Below are 18205 nucleotides of genomic sequence, written 5' to 3' on the forward strand. Positions count from 1 at the left end.
GTCGGGACGAGCGCGCCCCCGCCCGCCGCGATGAGCGGCGGGGCGCGCGTAAGATATGCGGGAGTGCGGGGAACGGCGGCCGGCTTACTCGGTCTTCAGCTTCGTCCAGAGACGGTTCTGCAAGCGCATCAGCTCGGGCGGAACCGGCTTGCTGAGACTCAGCTTGCGGATCACGTCGGCGGGCGGGAACACGGCCGGATCGCTCGTCACTTCAGCGCGCACGAGATGCTTCGACGACGGCACGGCCGACGGGTACGACGTGTCGTTGGTCAGGTTCGCGCTCTCCTTCTCCGACAGCACGAAGTTGACGAACTTCAGCGCGGCGTCCGGGTGCGGCGCATCCTTCGGCACCGCCATCATGTCGAACCACAGCGCGCTACCCTCGGTCGGGATCACGTACTTGATGTGATACGGCTTCTTCGCGGAAGCGGCCGCGATCCGCGCGGAGTTCACGTCGCCCGACCAGCCGAGCGCGAGGCAGATGTCGCCGCCCGCGAGATCGTTGATGTAGCTGCTCGAATTGAACTGCGTGATGTACGGCCGCACCGACTTCAGCAGCTCGTACGCGGCCTGGTAGTCGGCCGGGTTCGTCGTGTTCGCATCCTTCTTCAGGTAGACCAGCGCCATCCCGAACGCATCGACCGGCGAATCGAGCACCGACACGCCGCAGTGCTTCAGCTTCTGCGCGTACTTCGGGTCGAACAGCAGCGCCCAGCTGTCGAGCGGCGCGTCGTTACCGAGCGCGGCCTTCACCTTCTCGACGTTCATCCCGAGGCCATCCGTGCCCCATGTCCACGGAATGCCGAACTGGTTGCCCGGATCGTCCTTCGACAGCACCTTCATGATTTCCGGATCGAGCAGCCCGTAGTTCGGCACCTGGCTCTTGTCGATCTTGCGGTAGATGCCGGCCTGCAGTTGCCGCGCCCAGAAGATGTCGGACGGCACGACGACGTCGTAGCCCGACGTGCCCGACAGCAGCTTCGCCTGCAGCGTCTCGTTCGAATCGAACTCCTGGTAGACGACCTTGATGCCGGTCGCCTTCTCGAAGTTCGCGATCGTCGCCTTGCCGATCGAGTTGCCCCAGTTGTACACGTTGACGACGTCCGCCGCGTGCGCGACGGGCGTGCCGGCCCACAGGACGCCGCCCAGCGCGAGCGCCGCGCATGCCGTTCCCAGATGTTTGCTCCAATCCCCTGCCATGGTTTCCTCCGTCGATATCATGATCCGTTCGCGATGAACGGGGTGTGCTTCGGTCCGGAAAAATGTAGCCAGAGGAAATTGGCCGGTCTGCCCTGCCAATAGGGGGACACGCCGCACAATCGGCGCATCCGGTTCCGGCCGGATGCGCCGACCCGCGAAAACGGAAGCCATCTGAAAGCTTCCGTCGCCGCTTCGTCAGCCGATGCCCGCTCAGGATGCCTGCATACCCGTGCGCGCGCCGAAATCGTCGCCCACGTGCGTGACGCGGCCGCCCATCATCGTCAGCCCGACGTCGATGCGGCCGATGTCGTACTGGCCGACCTCGAACAGGTCGTTCTCGAGCACGACGAGATCCGCGCGCTTGCCGGGCGTGAGCGACCCGACCTCGTGCTCCATCCCGAGCTGGTACGCGCCGTGGATCGTGTACGCGGCGATCAGCTGCGGAATGCTCAGGCGCTCGGCGATATCCGGGAACACCGCCGCATCGGGCTCGCCCGCGAGCTGGCGCGTATGGCCCGACTCGATGTGTTCGAGCGGCTTGTGCTGGCAGCGGCACTGGCATGCCAGGCCGTCCATGCCGATCGACACCGTCACGCCTTCGTCGAGGAACGTGCGGAACTTGTACATGTTGCTCCAGCGCTCGTGGCCGTAGTGGTCGCGCAGCTGCTCGGTGTACGCGTCGACCACGCCCCATTGCAGCTGCGTGTTCGCCATCACGCCCGCGCGACGGAAGCGCGGGATGTCGTCCGGATGCGTGAGGAACGCGTGCGTGATCACGTGGCGGCGGTCGCGCGGCGGGTTCGAGCGGTTCACCGCGTCGAAGCCGTCGAGCGCCATCCGCACGGCCGCGTCGCCGACGCAATGGACCATCACGTTCGCGTTCGCGCGATCGGCTTCGATCAGATAGCGGTTGAACGTGTCGGCCGGCATCGTCGGCGCGCCGCAGGTGTCGGGGCGGTCCGCGTACGGTTCGAGCAGGTAGGCGGTGTGGTTCGCCTCGGTGCCGTCGAGGAACAGCTTCAGCGCGCGCGCCTTCACGAGCGGCGAATCGTACTGCTCGCGGTATTTGACGAGCGTGCCGACCGGATCGTCGATCTCGCCGATCACCGCGACACTGCCGACCACCCGCAGCTTCAGGTCGCCCGCGCGCTCCAGCGTCTGCAGCGTCTCGTACAACAGCGACTGGTCGCCGCTCGGATCGAAGAAACCCGCGTCGAATACGGTCGTCACGCCGGCCGCGCACAGCTTCTTCTGCCATGGCGGAATCGACTTCAGGTACAGGTCGATGCCGGTCGGCAGCAGGCCGGCCGCGCTGATCCGCTGCATCAGCAGCGAATACGCGGCGCCGTCGACGATCAGGCCGGTCGGCTCGCCCGTCACCGCGTCCTTTTCGAACCAGCTCGCGCCTTCCTGAACGGGCGGCGTCGACGCGTCGATGCCGGCGATCTCCAGCGCCTTCGAGTTCACCCACATCGAATGGAAATCGGTCGACAGCAAGCACACGGGACGATCCGCGCAAATCGCGTCGAGCGTCTCCTTGCGCAACATCGCCGGCGGAATCGTCGCCTGCACCCAGCCCATCCCGGTGATCGCCGGCTCGTCCGGATGCGATTCGACATAGGCGCGCAGCGCGCCGAGCACCTTCTGCGGATCCTCGTAGTTCACGAACGCCTGGAACGCGAACGCGGTCGTCTCGAAGTGCCAGTGCGATTCGACGAAGCCCGGCAGCACGAGCCGGCCTGCTGCGTCGACGACCTTCGTCTGCGCGCCGACATACGCCTGCACGGCCGCCGTGTCACCGACGTGGATGATCCGGCCGTCGCGCACGGCGACAGCCTGTGCCCAAGGCTTGTGCGGATCGACGGTATAAACCTTCGCGTTGGTCAGAACGAAATCCGCCGGCGTCGTGGCGGCGGGCGTCGGTTGCATCTGCATGGCCTGTCCTTTCTGGTCGTCAGGTTTTCGAAGTGCTTTCACTATAGGCAGACGATTCGCGCCGGTATGCCCCCCCGCCGCCGGGGCTTGGGTGAATTCCGGCCGCCGCACGCATGGTCTTGTCATCGTTTTGGGGACAACGCACGAAATCCGTGGGGCCGATCCGGTGAATTCCCGGCTGACGCGTGCACGGCGTTCGCGTAACGTCGCGCTGTCCCTTGACCGCCTTCGCCCGACCATGCGACTTCTCCAGCCCGACCCTGCCGCACGCGGCCACTACCTGATCGGCGTGCGCCCCGATTCGCTCGGCGCGACGCTACGCGCGGTCGGCACGCCGGATTTCGTCGGCGCGGTGACGGAGTTCGTCAACGACAGCATCGACGCCGACGCCGTGCACCTCGAACGCTGGCGCGCGGACACGGGCAGCACGTCGGGCTTCGTGGTCGAATGGCTCGGCAGCGGCAGCCTGCGCTTCGCGGCCGATACGCTGCGCGTGATGGACGTCTACTACCAGGACTATTGCCAGGCCGACCCGCTGGTCGCGCCGCTGCGCGGCAAGGCCGGCACGCTGCTCGTGCAGCGCCATGTCGACGGCATCGCGCAAGGCGAGTTCCGCCGGCGGATCTTCGACGAACCCGGCATCGGGCAGGAATGCCTGCTCGTGCACGGCAACGCGCACCTGCAGTACGCACTCGGGCTCGCGCGCACCGTCGGGCGCGCCGCGTTCACGACGGACGAGCTGTTCCACTTCCGCCAGATGGTCGACCTGCTGTTCCCGATGTTCGAGCTGCATGCGCGCACCTGCGCGGCGCGGCGCGTGGCGGCGGTGTCGGTGAATGTCGAATCGCAGGCGAGCTTCGACGCGCGCCTCGAACGGCAGGACGTGCAGTTGTCGCGCCGCGAACACGAGATCTGCCGGTTGATGCTGTGCGGGCGCTCGGTGCCCGAGGCCGCGCAGCAGCTCGACGTGAAACTGTCGACGGCCGAGTCGTACGTGAAGCGCGCGTTCGCGAAGCTCGGCGTGCGCACGCGCCGCGAGCTGTTCGACTGGGCGCTGGTCGACTGCTGAGCGCGCCGCGCGTATAGGGCCTGTTCCCGCTAATAACGGGCTTGCGCTGGCCCCACTAATGTTTTTTTCAGATCAGGGGATCGTGCCCTATGCGGCCAGTGCGGCCGCCTTGATGTTGAAAGCGCGCAGCAAGTCCTCGCAGAACGCATCCACGATCGGCTTGTCGCTCGTGCTGCGCTTCATCGCGAGATGCAGCGGCACGTCGAAGCTGAACGTCGTGCGGCCGACGGCCTTCACGAGCCCGCGCTGCTCGAACGGCTCCGCGTAATGCGCGGGCAGGTAGCCGAGATGGCCGCCCGACAGGATCAGGATCGTCGCGGCCTCGATGCTGTCCGCGCTCGCGGTCACGCGCCGCTCCGGCAACGGATACTGCTCCTCCGGCACCGGATAGGTGCGCCATACCCAGTCGTGAAGCTGCAGGTCGTCCGCCGTCACGGGCCGCGACGCATGGAACAGCGGATGCCCGCGCCCGCAGTAGATCACCTGTTGCTCGGTGAAGAGCGGCGTGTAGAGCAGGCCTGGCACGCGATGCCAGAAATAGCCGATCGCGAGATCGAGCTGATTGTTGACGAGGCTTTCCTCGAGTTCCTGCGGCGACGCGACCTTCATCGAGAACGTGACGGCCTGGTCGCGCTTGCGGAACGCGCCGATCGCGTCGGCCACGCGCGCGTTCTCGACGAGCGGCGCCTGGCCGATCAACCCGATCGACAGCGTGCCGACCAGCTTGCGGTCGATGTCGCGCACGCGCGCGACGAATTCGGAGGTCGCCGCGACAAGCGTGCGCGCGGTGGCCGCGAAGCGTTCGCCCTTCGACGTCAGGCGAAAGCCGCCGCGCCCGCGATCGCACAGCTTGAAGCCGACGCGCGCTTCGAGCGCCGACAGCTGCGTGCTGATGGTCGACTGCCGCACGCCGAGCGACGCCTCGGCGGCCGTGATGCCGCGTGCGTCGACGACGGCCAGAAAGACCCGGATGAGCCGGAGATCGAGATCGGAGGTATTCGAGAACATGCTTCAAACCGCTGCGCGTGTGCGCGTTGCCCGGCCGGCCCGCACGACGCGCATCGCGCGCCACGCCGGCCGCCTTCGCCGATGAACCGAACCGGACGCGCGCCGCCATCGGCAACGGCGCGCGTCGCAACCGTCATTCAGGTGCCACCGCGAACGCGCGTTCCATGCCGAACACGGCCGGGCGAAGACGCCTGTAGCAAAGGAACGCCACCGCGCACAGCACGATCGCCGCGATCAGCGCCGACTGCGTGCCCGCGCTCTCGATCAGCGAGCCGCCCGCGACCGAACCGACGCCGTAGCCGAGCGCAACGCAACCCGGCGACAGTGCGGCCGACTTGCCGATCAGGTCGTACTGCGGAATCGTTGCATAGATCAGCAGCGCGCCGCCGGTCCAGCAGCCGATGAACACGATCGCGCCGAGCGTGAACGTCGCGACCGACGCCGGCATCGCGAGCAGCACGGCCGCGACCGCGCAGCCGCCGAGGTTCACGAGCGTCCAGCGGCGCAGGCCCTTGCCGGCGCCGAGTTTCGGCATCGCCGCGCAGATCACGAGGCTCGCGACGTTCGCGATGCCGAGTACGAGCGATACCGACTTGCCGCTCAGGCCCGCATCGGTGCCGATCTTCTCGAGGAAGGTCCACACGACGCCGACACCGCCATACAACGCAAGCTGCGCGCACAGTACGAGCATCGCACCCTTCCGGTCGATGCTGCCGGCGATGCCGGCCGGCGTCGGTACGGCCAGCGTCTCGCCGCGGCGAAACAGCGGCGCCGCGAGCACGAACACGCCGAGCACGCATGCGACGAAGCCGAACACGCCGTGCGCGCCCCATGTGTCGCTCAGCATCGGGAAAATGTAGGCAAGCAGCACCATGCTCCACGTCACCTGCCCCATCAGCATGATCCCGAGATTGCGTTCCGGCGCGCGCGAGTACGACAGATAACGCAGCGCGATGCCGTTCAGCCCGCCCGAGCCGACGCCAGCGATGAACTGCAACGCGGAATACGCGACGAGCCCGTGCGTCGCGAGCGTGCCGAGGTTCGCGCCGGCCGCGAGCGTCACGGCGCCCGCGAGCACCCAGCGCACCGGCTGGCGGCCGAGCACGAACGCGACGAGCAGCGTGCCCGTCGATTCGCCGAGCACCTCGACGAAGCTCGACAGCCCGAGCGCCGCTTCGCCGAAGCCCCAATGGCGTTCGACCTGCCCGACGATCGCGGGCAGGCCGAGAAAGACCGTCGGCCCGAGGATGCCGAGCAGCAACATCACGACGACGAACAGCGCGCTTTCCTGTCGCGCTTCATCCTGCAGGTTGACTACATTCATCTGGTGTCTCTCTCCGTGTCCGCGGCGCGGACCGTCTCCTCAGGGGAGTTTGGTATGGCGGCGGCCCGGCCCGGGCCGCCGTGTCGCTTACATCGGGAAGCCCATCGCCTTGAGGCCGCTGATCCACGCGCGCTTCCAGCCGCCTTCGGCGTCCGCGCCATCGAATGCGTGGAACGTGATTTTCGCGGCGACCCAGCGCATCGGCTCCGGCGGGATGTAGCTCGGGCTCTGGTTCGCGATGTCGAGCTTGCGCTCGGGGCTGTCGCGGTCGAACAGGATGTTCAGCCCCATGAACGCGCCGAACCGGCTCGCCGCGACGCCGAAGCCCGTATAGCCGGCGACGAACACGGCCTTGTCGCCGAGATAGCGCTTCGCGAATACCGAGCCGCGCGAGCAATAGTCGATCGGGCCGCCCCACGCGTGCGAGAAGCGCACGTCGCACAGTTGCGGGAAGGTGCGGTAGAACGCTTCCGCGAGCCGGTAGTAGGTCTCGCGCTGGCCGTCCTGATGCGGCTCCGGATCGCCGTCGAAGTGATAGCTGACGAGGCCGCCGAAGATGATGTTGTTGTTCTTCGTCAGCCGGAAATAGTTGAGCTGCGTGCGCGTGTCGTACACGCCCTGGCGATTCTTCCAGCCGATCCGCGCGAGTTGCTCGTCGGTCAGCGGCTCGGTCGCGAGCACGTGGTCGCGCACCTGCATCACGCGGCGGTTGATGTCGGGAATCCCGACTTTCGCGGTGCCACTGCCAAACACCACGCGCGGTGCACGCACGCTGCCCTTCGGCGTCGTCACGAGCACGGTGCTGCCTTCGTCGGTCACGGTCGTGAGCGGCGTGTGTTCGTACAGCTTCACGCCGAGCGACAGCGCCGCGCGCTTCAGCCCCCACGCGAGCTTTGCCGGATGCACGATGCCGCTGCGGTTGCGCGACCACAGCGCGCCGGCGAACATCGGCGAATTCAGTTGTTCGAGCGTTTCCTCGCGGTTCAGCAGCACGACGTTGTGGCCGTATTCGCGATGCAGGTCGTAATCGCCCTTCAGGTGCGCGATGTGCTCGGGATCGACCGCGACCGTCATCTCGCCGTTCCACTCGATATCGGCATCGATGTCGTAGCGCTTCAGCGTTTCCTCGAAGCCGTCGAGGTTGTGATGGCCGAACGTCTCGAGCTGCGCGATGTCGTTCGGGAACACGCGCACCGCGTTCGGCAGCCCGTGCATCACCGACGTCGAGATGATCCCGCCCGCGCGGCCCGATGCGCCGTGCGCGACCTTGCCGGCCTCGATCAGCACCACGTTCAGGTGCGGCATCTGTTCCTTCGCCTGCACGGCCGACCACAGCCCCGTGAAGCCGCCGCCGACGATCAGCAGGTCGGCGCTCACGTCGCCGACGAGTTCCGGCTCGGTGGCCGGCGCGGCCGGGTTGTCGAGCCAGTACGGGAACAGCTTCGTATTCGCGAGCGCCGCCTCGACGCCCAGCGCGACCGGCGCGCCACGCAGCGCGTGCGCCTGCACCGGCGCGGTCTGTTTTGCTTCGTTGACTTCCATTTCCATGATCCCAGCCATCACACGCGAAAAACGAAACCGCCGCCGGATTCGCGTCACACGGACGACGACACCACGGCGGCGGCTTCGGACATCACGACTTCTCGAGCAGCACGTAGAACTTCTTTGCGTCCTCGATCGTCTCCCAGCGGCCCGCGAAGCCGGCCGGCAGCAGGTAGCCCTGGCCCGGCGTGAATTCCTTGCGGTTGCCTTCGACGTCGGTCAGCGCGATCCGGCCCTCGACGAGCCACACCGCTTCGTCTGCGGCCGTTTCCGGAAACTCCACCGAGCCGACCTTGCCTTCCCACCAGCCGATGATGTAGTTGCCGCTCTTGCCTTCGGCCGCGCGCCAGTCGCTTTCGTCCATTCCGAAGTCGAGCTTCGTGAATTCGCCGATACCTGCGCCGAGCGGCAGGATGTCCTTGATCAGTTTGGTCATCAGAATCTTTCGTCTCTTGATTGAAAAAAGCAGAGACAAAGTTACTCATTTACACTGCCCCGGTATGCCCCCCTCCGGGGGGGACAAGCAGTGTTTTCCGGGGCCGGGCGAGTCGCAAGGACAACTGCCGGTATTTCCCCCTAATGACGTTTTTCGTTGCCGACGCTACAATCGCGCCGCTTTTCACCGGGGAACCGCATGCTGCTCAACGTGAACCCCTTCCACCGCGACAACGACCGCTTCAACGTGTCGTTCAAGGCGCTGGGCGAGCTGATCGAGACGGTCGGCACGCCGCACTTCGTGCCGCGCCTCACGCAACTGCTCAACGAAGTGGTGCCGCTCGACGTCGCGCACGTCGAACGCTCACGCGTCGACGGCTCGATGCCCACCGGCTACCGATGCGAATGGATCGGCAGCAGCGGCATCGGCACCGAATCCAACGAAATCTCAGACGTGATGACGCTCTACTACGAGCGCTTTCTCGACAGCGACCCGCTGTTCGCGGGGCTGCGCGGCAAGACGGGCACGATGCTCGTCGTGCGCGACATCGCGGCGATCCCGCCCGGCGAATTCCGCCAGCGGATATTCGACGACGTGCAGATCGGGCACGAATGCGTGCTCGCGCGCGGCACGCGCTATTCGCAACACTCGATCGCGCTGGAGCGCGGCCGCGACCGGCCGCCGTTCACGCTCGCCGAGATGAACCGCTTCCGCAGCATCAGCGACGTGCTGTTCCCGTTGCTCGAACTGCATGCATCGACCACGGCCGTGCGGCGCGTCGCGCATCCGACACCGGAAGTCCATCCGCTCGCGCAGTTCGACGCGCGCATCGCGGCCGACGGCGTGAAGCTGTCGAAGCGCGAATACGAAACCTGCAAGCACCTGATCTCCGGCAAGACCGTGCCCGAAACCGCCGAGATTCTCGGCGTGCGCGTCGCGTCGGCCGAGTCGTACGTGAAGCGCGCGTTCGCGAAGCTCGGCGTGCGGACGAAACGCGAACTTGCCGCGTGGGGTTCGGCAACCACCGCATTCCCTTCCGCCGGATCGCACGACGGCGCCACGCCGCCAGCCATCCCGGGTTGACCTGGCCCGGCCGCGCGACCGGCTCCGGTTGCACGGCGTCGATGCGGCGGCGCCACTCGCATCGAGACCTGTCGATGTAAACGTTGCGACTTCAAAATCTTCGCGCGGGCGTTCTCCTCTACCATCGGCCGATCGCTTTACCTCAGAAAAAGGAGACGGTCCATGCCCCGCGAACTGAATCAACCGATGGGCGGCAACGAAATGCCGCGCTTTGGCGGCATCGCCACGATGATGCGGCTGCCGCAGGCCGCGACGACCGACGGCCTCGACGTGTGCTTCGTCGGCGTGCCGCTCGACCTCGGCACGTCGAACCGCTCGGGCTCGCGCTTCGGCCCGCGCCAGATCCGCACCGAATCCGTGCTGCTGCGCCCGTACAACATGGCCACGCGCGCCGCGCCCTTCGATTCGCTGCAGGTGGCCGACATCGGCGACGTCGCGACCAACCCGTACGACCTGAAGGACTCGGTGCGCCGCATCGAAGAGGCTTACGACGAGATCGTCGCGAACGGCTGCCGACCGATCACGCTCGGCGGCGATCACACGATCGCGTGGCCGATCCTGCGCGCGCTGCACAAGAAGTACGGCAAGGTCGCCGTCGTCCACATCGACGCGCATGCCGACGTGAACGACACGATGTTCGGCGAGAAGATCGCGCACGGCACGCCGTTCCGTCGCGCGGTGGAAGACGGGCTGCTGCAATGCGACAAGGTCACGCAGATCGGCCTGCGCGGCACCGGCTACCACGCGGACGATTTCGACTGGTGCCGCCAGCAGGGCTTCACCGTCGTGCAAGCGGAGGAATGCTGGAACAAGTCGCTCGTGCCGCTGATGGCGCAGGTGCGCGAACGCGTCGGCGACACGCCGGTGTACCTGAGCTTCGACATCGACGGCCTCGACCCGTCGTTCGCGCCCGGCACCGGCACGCCGGAAATCGGCGGCCTCACCGTGCAGCAGGGCCTGGAAATCATCCGCGGGATGAAGGGCCTGAACATCGTCGGCGCGGACCTCGTCGAAGTGTCGCCGCCGTACGACCCGGCCGGCACCACCGCGCTCACGGGCGCGAACCTCGCGTTCGAGATGCTCTGCGTGATGCCGGGCGTCGCCTACCGCTAACCCGACCGATCTCGACAGGATGAACCTCATGTCTACCGCCGCGCTTTCCCCTTCCGCCGCGACGTTCGTGCTGCCCGCCGCGCACATCGCCGGCCAGCCCGTGCATACGCATTCCGACACGGCGGGCGCGCCGATCTTCGACGCGTCGACCGGCAACGCGATCGGCTGGCAGGAATTCGCGACGGCCGCGCACATCGACGCCGCGGTGCGCGCCGCGCGCGACGCATTCGCCGGCTGGCGCGACACGCCGCCGGCCGAACGTGGCCGCGTGCTCGCGAAGATCGCCGAGCGCGTCGAAGCATCGCGCGATCGCCTTGCGGCGCTGCAAATGCAAGTGAGCGGCAAGCCGCCGTTCGAGGCCGAGGCCGACGTCGGCGACGTCGCCGCCACGTTCGCGTACTACGCGAAGCTGTGCGAAGACCCGGCGCTGTTCGCGGCCGAACCGGTCGCGCTGCCGAGCGACGCCGTCACGGCCGAACGCTTTTACGACGCGGTCGGCGTCGCGGCGCTCGTCATGCCGTGGAACTTCCCGATGGTCACGACCGCGTGGAAGCTCGCGCCGGCGCTCGCGGCCGGCTGCGCGGTCGTGCTGAAGCCGTCCGAACTCACGTCGCCGACCGAGCACGCGCTGCTCGAGATCGTTGCCGAAGCCGGTGTGCCGGCCGGCGTCGTCAACGTCGTGAACGGCGGTGCCGAGATCGGCGCGGCGCTGACCGCGCATCCGCTGATCGACAAGATTTCGTTTACCGGCAGCACGGCGGCCGGCCGCAAGGTCATGCAGGCCGCTGCCGTCGACATGAAGCGCGTGACGCTCGAACTCGGCGGCAAGTCGTCACTGATCGTGCGCGACGACGCCGATCTCGACGTCGCGGTATCGCTCGCGGTCGCGGGCGCGTTCACGAATGCGGGCCAGATGTGCTCGGCCACCGCGCGCATCCTCGTGCACGACAGCGTGTACCGCAGCTTCATGGCCGCGTTCGAGACGGCCGTGCGTGCGCTCGTCGTCGCGCCGCCCGCTGCGGAACAGGTCGCGATGGGGCCGCTGATCTCGGCCGCGCAGCATACGCGTGTCGAAGCGATGCTCCAGCAGGGCATCGATGCGGGCGCACGCGTCGCCTTCAGTGGCCGGGTGACGGATGCCTGCGGTGCCGGCTTCTTCATGGCGCCCGTCGTGATCGCCGAGCCGGCGGCCGACAACCCGCTGTGGACCGACGAAGTGTTCGGCCCCGTTGCGTGCGTGAAGTCGTTCCGCACCGACGACGAAGCCATCGCGCTCGCGAACGACACGCGCTACGGGCTCGTCGCGACCGTCGTGACGCGCGATGCGGGTATCGCAAAGCAGTTCCAGCAGCGCGTGCGTGCGGGGCTCGTGTGGATCAATGCACCGCAGCTCATCTATCCGCACGTGTGCTGGGGCGGGTTCGGGCTCAGCGGGATCGGCCGCGAACTCGGCGTCACGGGGCTGCGCAGCTATCAGGAACTGCGCCACGCAATGCGCGCGATCGACTGACCAGTGCGGCCGTTCAGGCCGTTGGCGGCGCCGTGGCAGATGGCACGGCGCCGCTTTTTTGGGTGCTTCGCGGATTGCCGCGGAGAGCGCCCGGCAGCCCGGCAATCCACGTTCGTCGGCCGCGAGTTTCCACGATGCGCGAGCAACCATCAATGCGACAGCGCCGCGGCGTGATCGTGCTCGCGCAGCGGGCCGGGAATCTCGCACTGCGCGAGACCGCCCGCATCGATCCACGCACGTGTGCGTTCCGCGGCCTGGTCGATCAGGTGCGCGCACTGCGAGTAATCGTATGACGACACCTCGAGCGGACAGAGCGGCGGCACGACATGGATCTGCGCGTGCGCCCCGTACAACTCCAGATCGCGCACCAGCTGCCGCGCGATCACGAGCGTCAGCGCGTGCGTCGCGTGCGCGATCGCGCTGCGCGGCGGCACGCGCAACGCACAGGCGAACCCGGCCGGCAGCACGACGATCCGCTTGACGCCGAGCGCGATCGCCACGGAGATCGGCGTATTGTTCGCGACGCCGCCGTCGACGAGTTCCACGCCGCCGATGCTGACCGACGGAAACACGCCGGGAATCGCCGCGCTGGCCTGCACGGCATCCACGACCGGGCCGGCGGACAGCACGACCTCCCGGCCGCTCAGCACGTCGGTCGCGACGATGTGGAGCGGCAGCGCGGCCTGCTCGATCCGCTGGTACGGCAGGTTCTGTTCCAGCAGGAAGCGCAGCGCATCGGCCTCGACCAGATGCGGCCGGTTGCGCAGCAGCATCGCGACGATGCTGCGCATCGAGAACGGCATGACGTCCTGGCGGCGGATCCTGCACCACAGTGCGGCGAGCATCGCGACGCCGTCCGCGTCCGGCCGGCCGGCGAAATAGGCCGCATTGATCGCGCCCGCCGATGCGCCGACGACGCAATCGGGCCGTTCGCCGCTCGCGACCAGCTCGCGGAGCATGCCGACCTCGATCGCGCCGAGACTGCCGCCGCCGGCGAACACGAAAGCGGTCGAGGGAGTGGGATCGGAAGTCACGGGGCGCCCTCCTGCGGTTGGCTGCGACGGTGCTTTCGCCATGATGAATCGTGCCGCGCCCCGGATGTCCTGATGAAAACCCTGCCGGCGCGCGGCCCCAACCGTTCGGCGACGATGCACGCCGCGCCCCCCCCGGGAATCCCGCAATGAAGCGCTCATGGGGAGGGTGACGTCATTCGCCGCCCCGTTTCCGCGTCGCATCATTACGGAAATCCACGCGACGATCGCGCACTTTTTGACCTCGATCAAGAAAGTCGCGCGCATCGCCGCCCGCAAACGTGTGCCGAGGCGTGAATCGCGCGCGATACGTGGAATCACGGGTTCAGTCGTCCCGACGATCGCCGTTATTGCATCAACACCCGCCGACGGGCATCGCGTTGCGACGCATCGGGACGACCGCCCGGATCGCACCCGCTACGCAACGATCCGGCGCCGTCACGGGTAGTGAGCGAGACCGCCAGACGTCCCGCTCGCTTTTCTAAAACAGATGCAGCAGCGCAAGAGGCGGAAGAGGTAATCATGTTTGTAGCCATCGGGTGGATCGTCGTGATCGGATCGGTCATCGGCAGCTTTATCGGCGTGGGCGGCCATTTGCCGGCCTTGCTGCAACCGTTCGAACTGCTGTGCATTTTCGGCGCCGCGCTGGGTGCATTCGTCGTCAGCAATCCGGTCACGACGCTGAAGAAGACCATCAAGAGCCTGCCGACCTGCTTCAAGGGCGGCGGCTATACGAAGCAGCAATACGTCGAACTGATCGCGCTGCTGTACGAACTGCTGCAGAAGGCGCGCAAGGACGGCATGATGGCGCTCGAGGCCGACGTCGATGCACCCGAGCAAAGCCCGCTGTTCCAGAAGTATTCGCATGTGCTCGAAGACCATCACCTGCTCGACTTCATCGTCGATTACCTGCGGATGATGTCGAGCGGCAACGTGAACGTGCTGGAGATGCAGGACCTGATGGATGAGGAACTGCATACGCACCATGCGGAAGCGTCGGTCGCGGCCAATGCGATCCAGAAGATGGCCGACGGCCTGCCGGCGTTCGGCATCGTCGCCGCGGTGATGGGCGTCGTGCACACGATGGGCTCCGTCGGCGCGCCGCCCGCCGTGCTCGGCAAGATGATCGCCGGCGCGCTCGTCGGCACGTTCCTCGGCATCCTGCTCGCCTATGGCTTCGTCGGGCCGCTCGCGGATCTGCTCAACGCGAAGGGCCGCGCCGCGGCCAAGCCGTTCCAGTGCGTGAAGGCCGTGCTGCTCGCGTCGATGAGCGGCTACGCGCCATCGGTGGCGGTGGAGTTCGGCCGCAAGGTGCTGTTCACCGCCGATCGCCCGAGCTTCAAGGAACTCGACGACGCCGTCCGCGCGACGAAGTCGCCCAAGGCTGCGTAACGGATACGCGAGGAAACGGAACACGCCATGGCCGACCATCGCTCCAGTTCGTCGAAACCGTCCGCATCGGCACCGCTCGTCGTCGTGCGCCGCAAGAAAGGCGAGGACCACGACGCCCACCACGGCGGCGCATGGAAAATCGCCTACGCCGATTTCGTCACGGCGATGATGGCGTTCTTCCTGCTGATGTGGCTGCTCGGCTCGGTCTCCAAGTACGACAAGCAGGGGATCGAGGATTACTTCAACACGCCGCTGTCGACGCTCCTGTCCGGCGGGAAAGACGCACAGGCGCCGCGCCCGAGCGTCGTGCAGGGCGGCGGCCGCAACCTGTCGGACCCGGCGCCGGCAATCGACGCGAAAGCGCAACCGGTGCCGGCCAGCTCGCCCGCGGCGCTCGCGAGCATCGTCGATACGCAAAAGCTCGAACGCCTGAAGGCGAAGCTGACCGCGGCGATCGCACAGAGTCCGTCGTTGCGCGCCTACCAGGACCAGATCCGGATCGCGATCACCCACGAGGGCCTGCGCATCGAGATCGTCGATTCACTCAAGCGCCCGATGTTTGCATCAGGCAGTTCGCAACCGGAAAGCTATGCGACCGCGATTCTCACGCAGGTCGGCGCGGCGCTCGACGATGTCGAAAACCGCGTGTCGATCGCCGGGCATACCGATTCGACACCGTATCCCGACGGCCCGAACGGCTATTCGAACTGGGAGCTGTCCAGCGATCGCGCGAACGCCGCGCGGCGCGCGCTGGTCGCCGGCGGGTTGCGGGAAGCGAAGCTGCTGCAGGTGCGCGGGCTCGCGGATGTGCTGCCGCTCGACCGGAACGTGGCGGACGAGCCGACCAATCGCCGCATCAGCATCCTCGTCATGAACAATGCCGCCGAGCAGGCGTTCTTTCGCGACGGTGGGCGCACGACCGTCGACGAGACGCCCGGCATCCGGCCGGCCGTCACGCCGGTGACGCTCGAGCGGCAGCACCCGGCAACGATCAACTGACGAGCGCGGCCGTTCAGGCCGTTGACGACACCCTGCCGCGCGGCACGGTGTCGTCTTTTTTGCGCACTCGATATATTCCGTAGAATATATCGATACCTGCCCACCCGGAGAAACTGCATGGCCCGCACGTCGACGGATCGCGCCCCGCTGCGTACCGCTCGGGAACAGCCGATTGCGCACAAGATCCGCGCACTCAAGCCGCTGTCGAGCGACGCGCGGGCGCAGCAGGTCACGGATGTCGTCGATGCGTTCCGACGCCTGCGCGGCAGCATCGTGCGTTTCATCCGGATGCTCTCGTCCGCGCACGCCGACGCGATGCCGGACGAAGCGTTGTCGGCACTGGGCTTTCGGGAGCTGCTGGCGACGCTCGAACACGAAGCACGCGCCGCCCGCTTCACGCGCCTGCCCGACCTCGAACGCGCGATCGGTCAGGCGCGCGGCCTCGAACGCACGCGCGACGACGTGTTTTCCGATTCGTTCAGCAACGACCCTGCCGCCATGCGCGACGCGGTCGCTGCGCTGGAACGCGTCGACGTGCTGATCGTCGGGCTGTGCGTCGAATCCGTGATGGCGCGCCACGCGTCGCCATCGCTCCCCGTTTCGCCCGTGGCACCGGCCGCCCTGCCGCAAACCGACCGTTCGACGGCGCTCTGCTGACCGCGCCACCCGGCGCCATCCGGTGGTTTCCCCTGCATTTACCCCGTTATATTCCGTGGTATATTTCGCAAATCTTTCGCGCATCCGTCTCCGGTCCGATCGTGCCGGATAGAGGTCAACATGCACGCTCCGCCCTTTCGCCTTGCCCGCACGGCGAATCTCTCGTCGTCGGGCGGCCATCCGTCCGCGGCCACCGGCACGCGGGTCGACGCGTGCTGCGCACCGTCCCGCGCGCAACAGGTCGAGCTGAAGCGCCGCGCGCGCCTGTCCGAACTCGATGCGAACCTGCATTGCTCGATCATCGGCACCTGCCTGACCACGCACGAACTGCGCAAGCTCGTGCCGAAGTTCACCGACCTCGACCGGCAGCGTGCGACCGACCTCGAAATCCATCACGCGGCCGTCGAGCTCGCGATCGACGGCACGGCCGGCGCGAAGGCGTTGCACAAGGCGCTCGACGAACGCTATGCGGGCGCGATACGCGCGTTCGACCAGGCAAAGGACGCGGATGAACTGCTCACGCGCTGGCAGGAAGCGCTCAAGAGCGGCGACATTCCGCCCGCGTACTGGGCGCTGATGACGCATCCGCGCACGACGATGGGCGTGCGCCAGGCCGCGTTCGGCGACCTGCACATGCTGTCGCACCTGGTCGGCGCGGCCAATCGCGCCGATATCCGGCGGCTGGTCGCGCTGGAGGAAGAGAATGCGCAACTGCACGCGAAGGTCGAACGGCAGCAGGTGCGCCTGCACGAGATGAGCACGCAGCGAGACGCGGCGCTACAGGAACGGGATGCGCTCCTCGCGCGCCACAACGCGCAGCCGCTGGCCGCCGAAAGCGTGTTGCGCGACGAAGTGCATGAACTGCGCGAGGCGCTGGCCGCGCGCGACGAACGGCTCGCGCTGCACACGAGCCGCCGCGAAGCCGCCGAGCAGCGGATCGCCGCGGAACAGGCGAGCGCCCGTGCGATGCGCGCACGGCTCGACGACCTGATGGCGATGGTGAAGACGCTGCGCGCCGAAGCGAGTGCGATCGAACAGGCCGTGCAGGCGTCGGCCGACGATCCGGTCGGCCAGGCGGCGAATTCGCTGTCGATGCTGCAGGGCACGCGCGTTGTCTACGTCGGCGGGCGGCCCGGTTCGAACCGGGCGATCCGGCGGATCGTCGAGGCGTCAGGCGGCGAAGTGACGCTGCACGACGGTGGCATCGAGGATCGCAAGGGCCTGCTGGCCGCTGCGCTGCCGGGCGCGCAGATGGTTGTGTTCCCGGTCGACTGCATCGATCACGATTCGATGAACCTGCTCAAGCGCATCTGCGAACGCCACCACATCGCGTACTACCCGCTGCGGACCGCCAGTGTCGCGAGCTTCGTCGAACTGATCGGGCGGCTCGATGCGCAGGCGCGCGATGTCATCGCGCCGGATGGCGCCGCGGGCGACCCGTCACGCTTTTGCCTGCGGCACGGGTAGGCAGGCGCCGGCGCAACGCGCCTTTCAGCGACGCACCATTTTCGTGAGCGCGGCGATTTCGTCCGCGCAAGCTGCGTACGCGCGCTCCTCGATCCCGCGATAAAGACGGATGATCTCCTCGCCCGCCGGCGTCAGCACGCTGCCGCCGCCGCTCTGCCCGCCATGCTCGGACACCGTCGCAGGCGATTTCAGCGACCGGTTCAGTTCGTCCATCAGCAGCCACGCGCGCCGGTACGACATCTTCAGGCTGCGCGCCGCCGCCGAAATCGAGCCGTGCTCGCGCACCGCTTCGAGCAGCGCGACCTTGCCCGGGCCGAGCGCGATCGTGTCGGCCTGCTGGATACGCATCCTGAACCGCACCTCAGGCTTGGGGTGTGCCGAAGTCTTCATGTTGTCCGCCGAGTGATCGATGCGGGCAAGCATACACGATGGCCGGTAC

Annotated in this window: 17 protein-coding genes; 9 read left to right on the forward strand and 8 right to left on the reverse strand. The window is 67.3% G+C overall.

Annotated features, from left to right (window positions below):
- Positions 1-84: 84 nt before the first annotated feature.
- Together U5809_RS18395 and U5809_RS18400 are read right to left on the reverse strand one after the other, a co-directional pair.
- Positions 85-1200, reverse strand: a complete 1116-nt coding sequence (locus U5809_RS18395; protein ID WP_322087600.1) for a polyamine ABC transporter substrate-binding protein — start codon at positions 1198-1200, stop codon at positions 85-87.
- A 210-nt stretch (positions 1201-1410) separates the two neighbouring features.
- Positions 1411-3135 (reverse strand): amidohydrolase, encoded by a 1725-nt coding sequence (locus tag U5809_RS18400; protein ID WP_322087601.1) that lies wholly within the window; start codon positions 3133-3135, stop codon positions 1411-1413.
- 238 nt (positions 3136-3373) lie between these two features.
- Between U5809_RS18400 and U5809_RS18405 the strand changes: the two genes are divergently transcribed.
- Entirely contained in the window at positions 3374-4204 is an 831-nt protein-coding gene (locus tag U5809_RS18405) for a helix-turn-helix transcriptional regulator (RefSeq protein ID WP_322087602.1), read from the forward strand.
- A gap of 87 nt (positions 4205-4291) precedes the next feature.
- On the opposite strand, the gene U5809_RS18410 is transcribed toward U5809_RS18405, so the two are convergent.
- The 4 genes from U5809_RS18410 to U5809_RS18425 all read right to left on the reverse strand — a co-directional run bounded on the left by U5809_RS18410 (position 4292) and on the right by U5809_RS18425 (position 8514).
- Entirely contained in the window at positions 4292-5212 is a 921-nt protein-coding gene (locus U5809_RS18410) for a LysR family transcriptional regulator (protein WP_039320670.1), read from the reverse strand.
- A 133-nt stretch (positions 5213-5345) separates the two neighbouring features.
- Positions 5346-6536 carry an MFS transporter gene (locus U5809_RS18415; RefSeq protein WP_322087603.1) on the reverse strand — a complete coding sequence of 397 codons (1191 nt, stop codon included), beginning with the start codon at positions 6534-6536 and terminating at the stop codon, positions 5346-5348.
- 87 nt (positions 6537-6623) lie between these two features.
- On the reverse strand, positions 6624-8084 hold the full coding sequence (locus U5809_RS18420) for an FAD-dependent oxidoreductase (RefSeq protein WP_322087604.1): 1461 nt from the start codon (positions 8082-8084) through the stop codon (positions 6624-6626).
- 85 nt (positions 8085-8169) lie between these two features.
- Positions 8170-8514 carry a cupin domain-containing protein gene (locus U5809_RS18425; RefSeq protein WP_011356376.1) on the reverse strand — a complete coding sequence of 115 codons (345 nt, stop codon included), beginning with the start codon at positions 8512-8514 and terminating at the stop codon, positions 8170-8172.
- Positions 8515-8712: 198 nt separating this feature from the next.
- Here U5809_RS18425 and U5809_RS18430 point away from each other — a divergent pair, with 198 nt between their 5' ends.
- The 3 genes from U5809_RS18430 (at position 8713) to U5809_RS18440 (ending at position 12220) form a co-directional block, all read left to right on the forward strand.
- Entirely contained in the window at positions 8713-9597 is an 885-nt protein-coding gene (locus tag U5809_RS18430; protein WP_322087605.1) for a helix-turn-helix transcriptional regulator, read from the forward strand.
- Between the two features lie 162 nt (positions 9598-9759).
- Positions 9760-10710, forward strand: coding sequence for an agmatinase (gene speB / locus U5809_RS18435; protein ID WP_176051433.1), 951 nt, complete (start codon positions 9760-9762; stop codon positions 10708-10710).
- Between the two features lie 28 nt (positions 10711-10738).
- Complete coding sequence (locus U5809_RS18440) at positions 10739-12220, forward strand: aldehyde dehydrogenase family protein (RefSeq protein ID WP_322087606.1); 1482 nt, start codon at positions 10739-10741, stop codon at positions 12218-12220.
- A gap of 149 nt (positions 12221-12369) precedes the next feature.
- Here the strand turns inward: U5809_RS18440 and U5809_RS18445 are convergent, their stop codons facing one another.
- Complete coding sequence (locus U5809_RS18445) at positions 12370-13254, reverse strand: patatin-like phospholipase family protein (RefSeq protein ID WP_322087607.1); 885 nt, start codon at positions 13252-13254, stop codon at positions 12370-12372.
- 157 nt (positions 13255-13411) lie between these two features.
- On the opposite strand from U5809_RS18445, the gene U5809_RS18450 reads away from it, so the two are divergent.
- From U5809_RS18450 to U5809_RS18470, 5 genes are all read left to right on the forward strand, one after another.
- Positions 13412-13699, forward strand: coding sequence for a hypothetical protein (locus U5809_RS18450; RefSeq protein WP_322087608.1), 288 nt, complete (start codon positions 13412-13414; stop codon positions 13697-13699).
- A gap of 74 nt (positions 13700-13773) precedes the next feature.
- The gene (gene motA / locus U5809_RS18455; protein WP_282507882.1) at positions 13774-14643 is read left to right on the forward strand and encodes a flagellar motor stator protein MotA; all 870 of its coding nucleotides are present in this window, start codon (positions 13774-13776) and stop codon (positions 14641-14643) included.
- Between the two features lie 27 nt (positions 14644-14670).
- Positions 14671-15642, forward strand: a complete 972-nt coding sequence (gene motB, locus U5809_RS18460) for a flagellar motor protein MotB (protein ID WP_322087609.1) — start codon at positions 14671-14673, stop codon at positions 15640-15642.
- Positions 15643-15759: 117 nt separating this feature from the next.
- The gene (locus U5809_RS18465) at positions 15760-16299 is read left to right on the forward strand and encodes a hypothetical protein (RefSeq protein WP_322087610.1); all 540 of its coding nucleotides are present in this window, start codon (positions 15760-15762) and stop codon (positions 16297-16299) included.
- Positions 16300-16419: 120 nt separating this feature from the next.
- Complete coding sequence (locus U5809_RS18470) at positions 16420-17766, forward strand: DUF2325 domain-containing protein (RefSeq protein ID WP_322087611.1); 1347 nt, start codon at positions 16420-16422, stop codon at positions 17764-17766.
- Between the two features lie 24 nt (positions 17767-17790).
- Here U5809_RS18470 and U5809_RS18475 read toward each other — a convergent pair whose 3' ends face one another.
- Positions 17791-18114 carry a winged helix-turn-helix domain-containing protein gene (locus U5809_RS18475; protein ID WP_322087630.1) on the reverse strand — a complete coding sequence of 108 codons (324 nt, stop codon included), beginning with the start codon at positions 18112-18114 and terminating at the stop codon, positions 17791-17793.
- Between the last annotated feature and the right edge of the window lie 91 nt (positions 18115-18205).

This window comes from Burkholderia sp. BCC1999, from assembly GCF_905339975.1.
GTDB lineage: Bacteria > Pseudomonadota > Gammaproteobacteria > Burkholderiales > Burkholderiaceae > Burkholderia.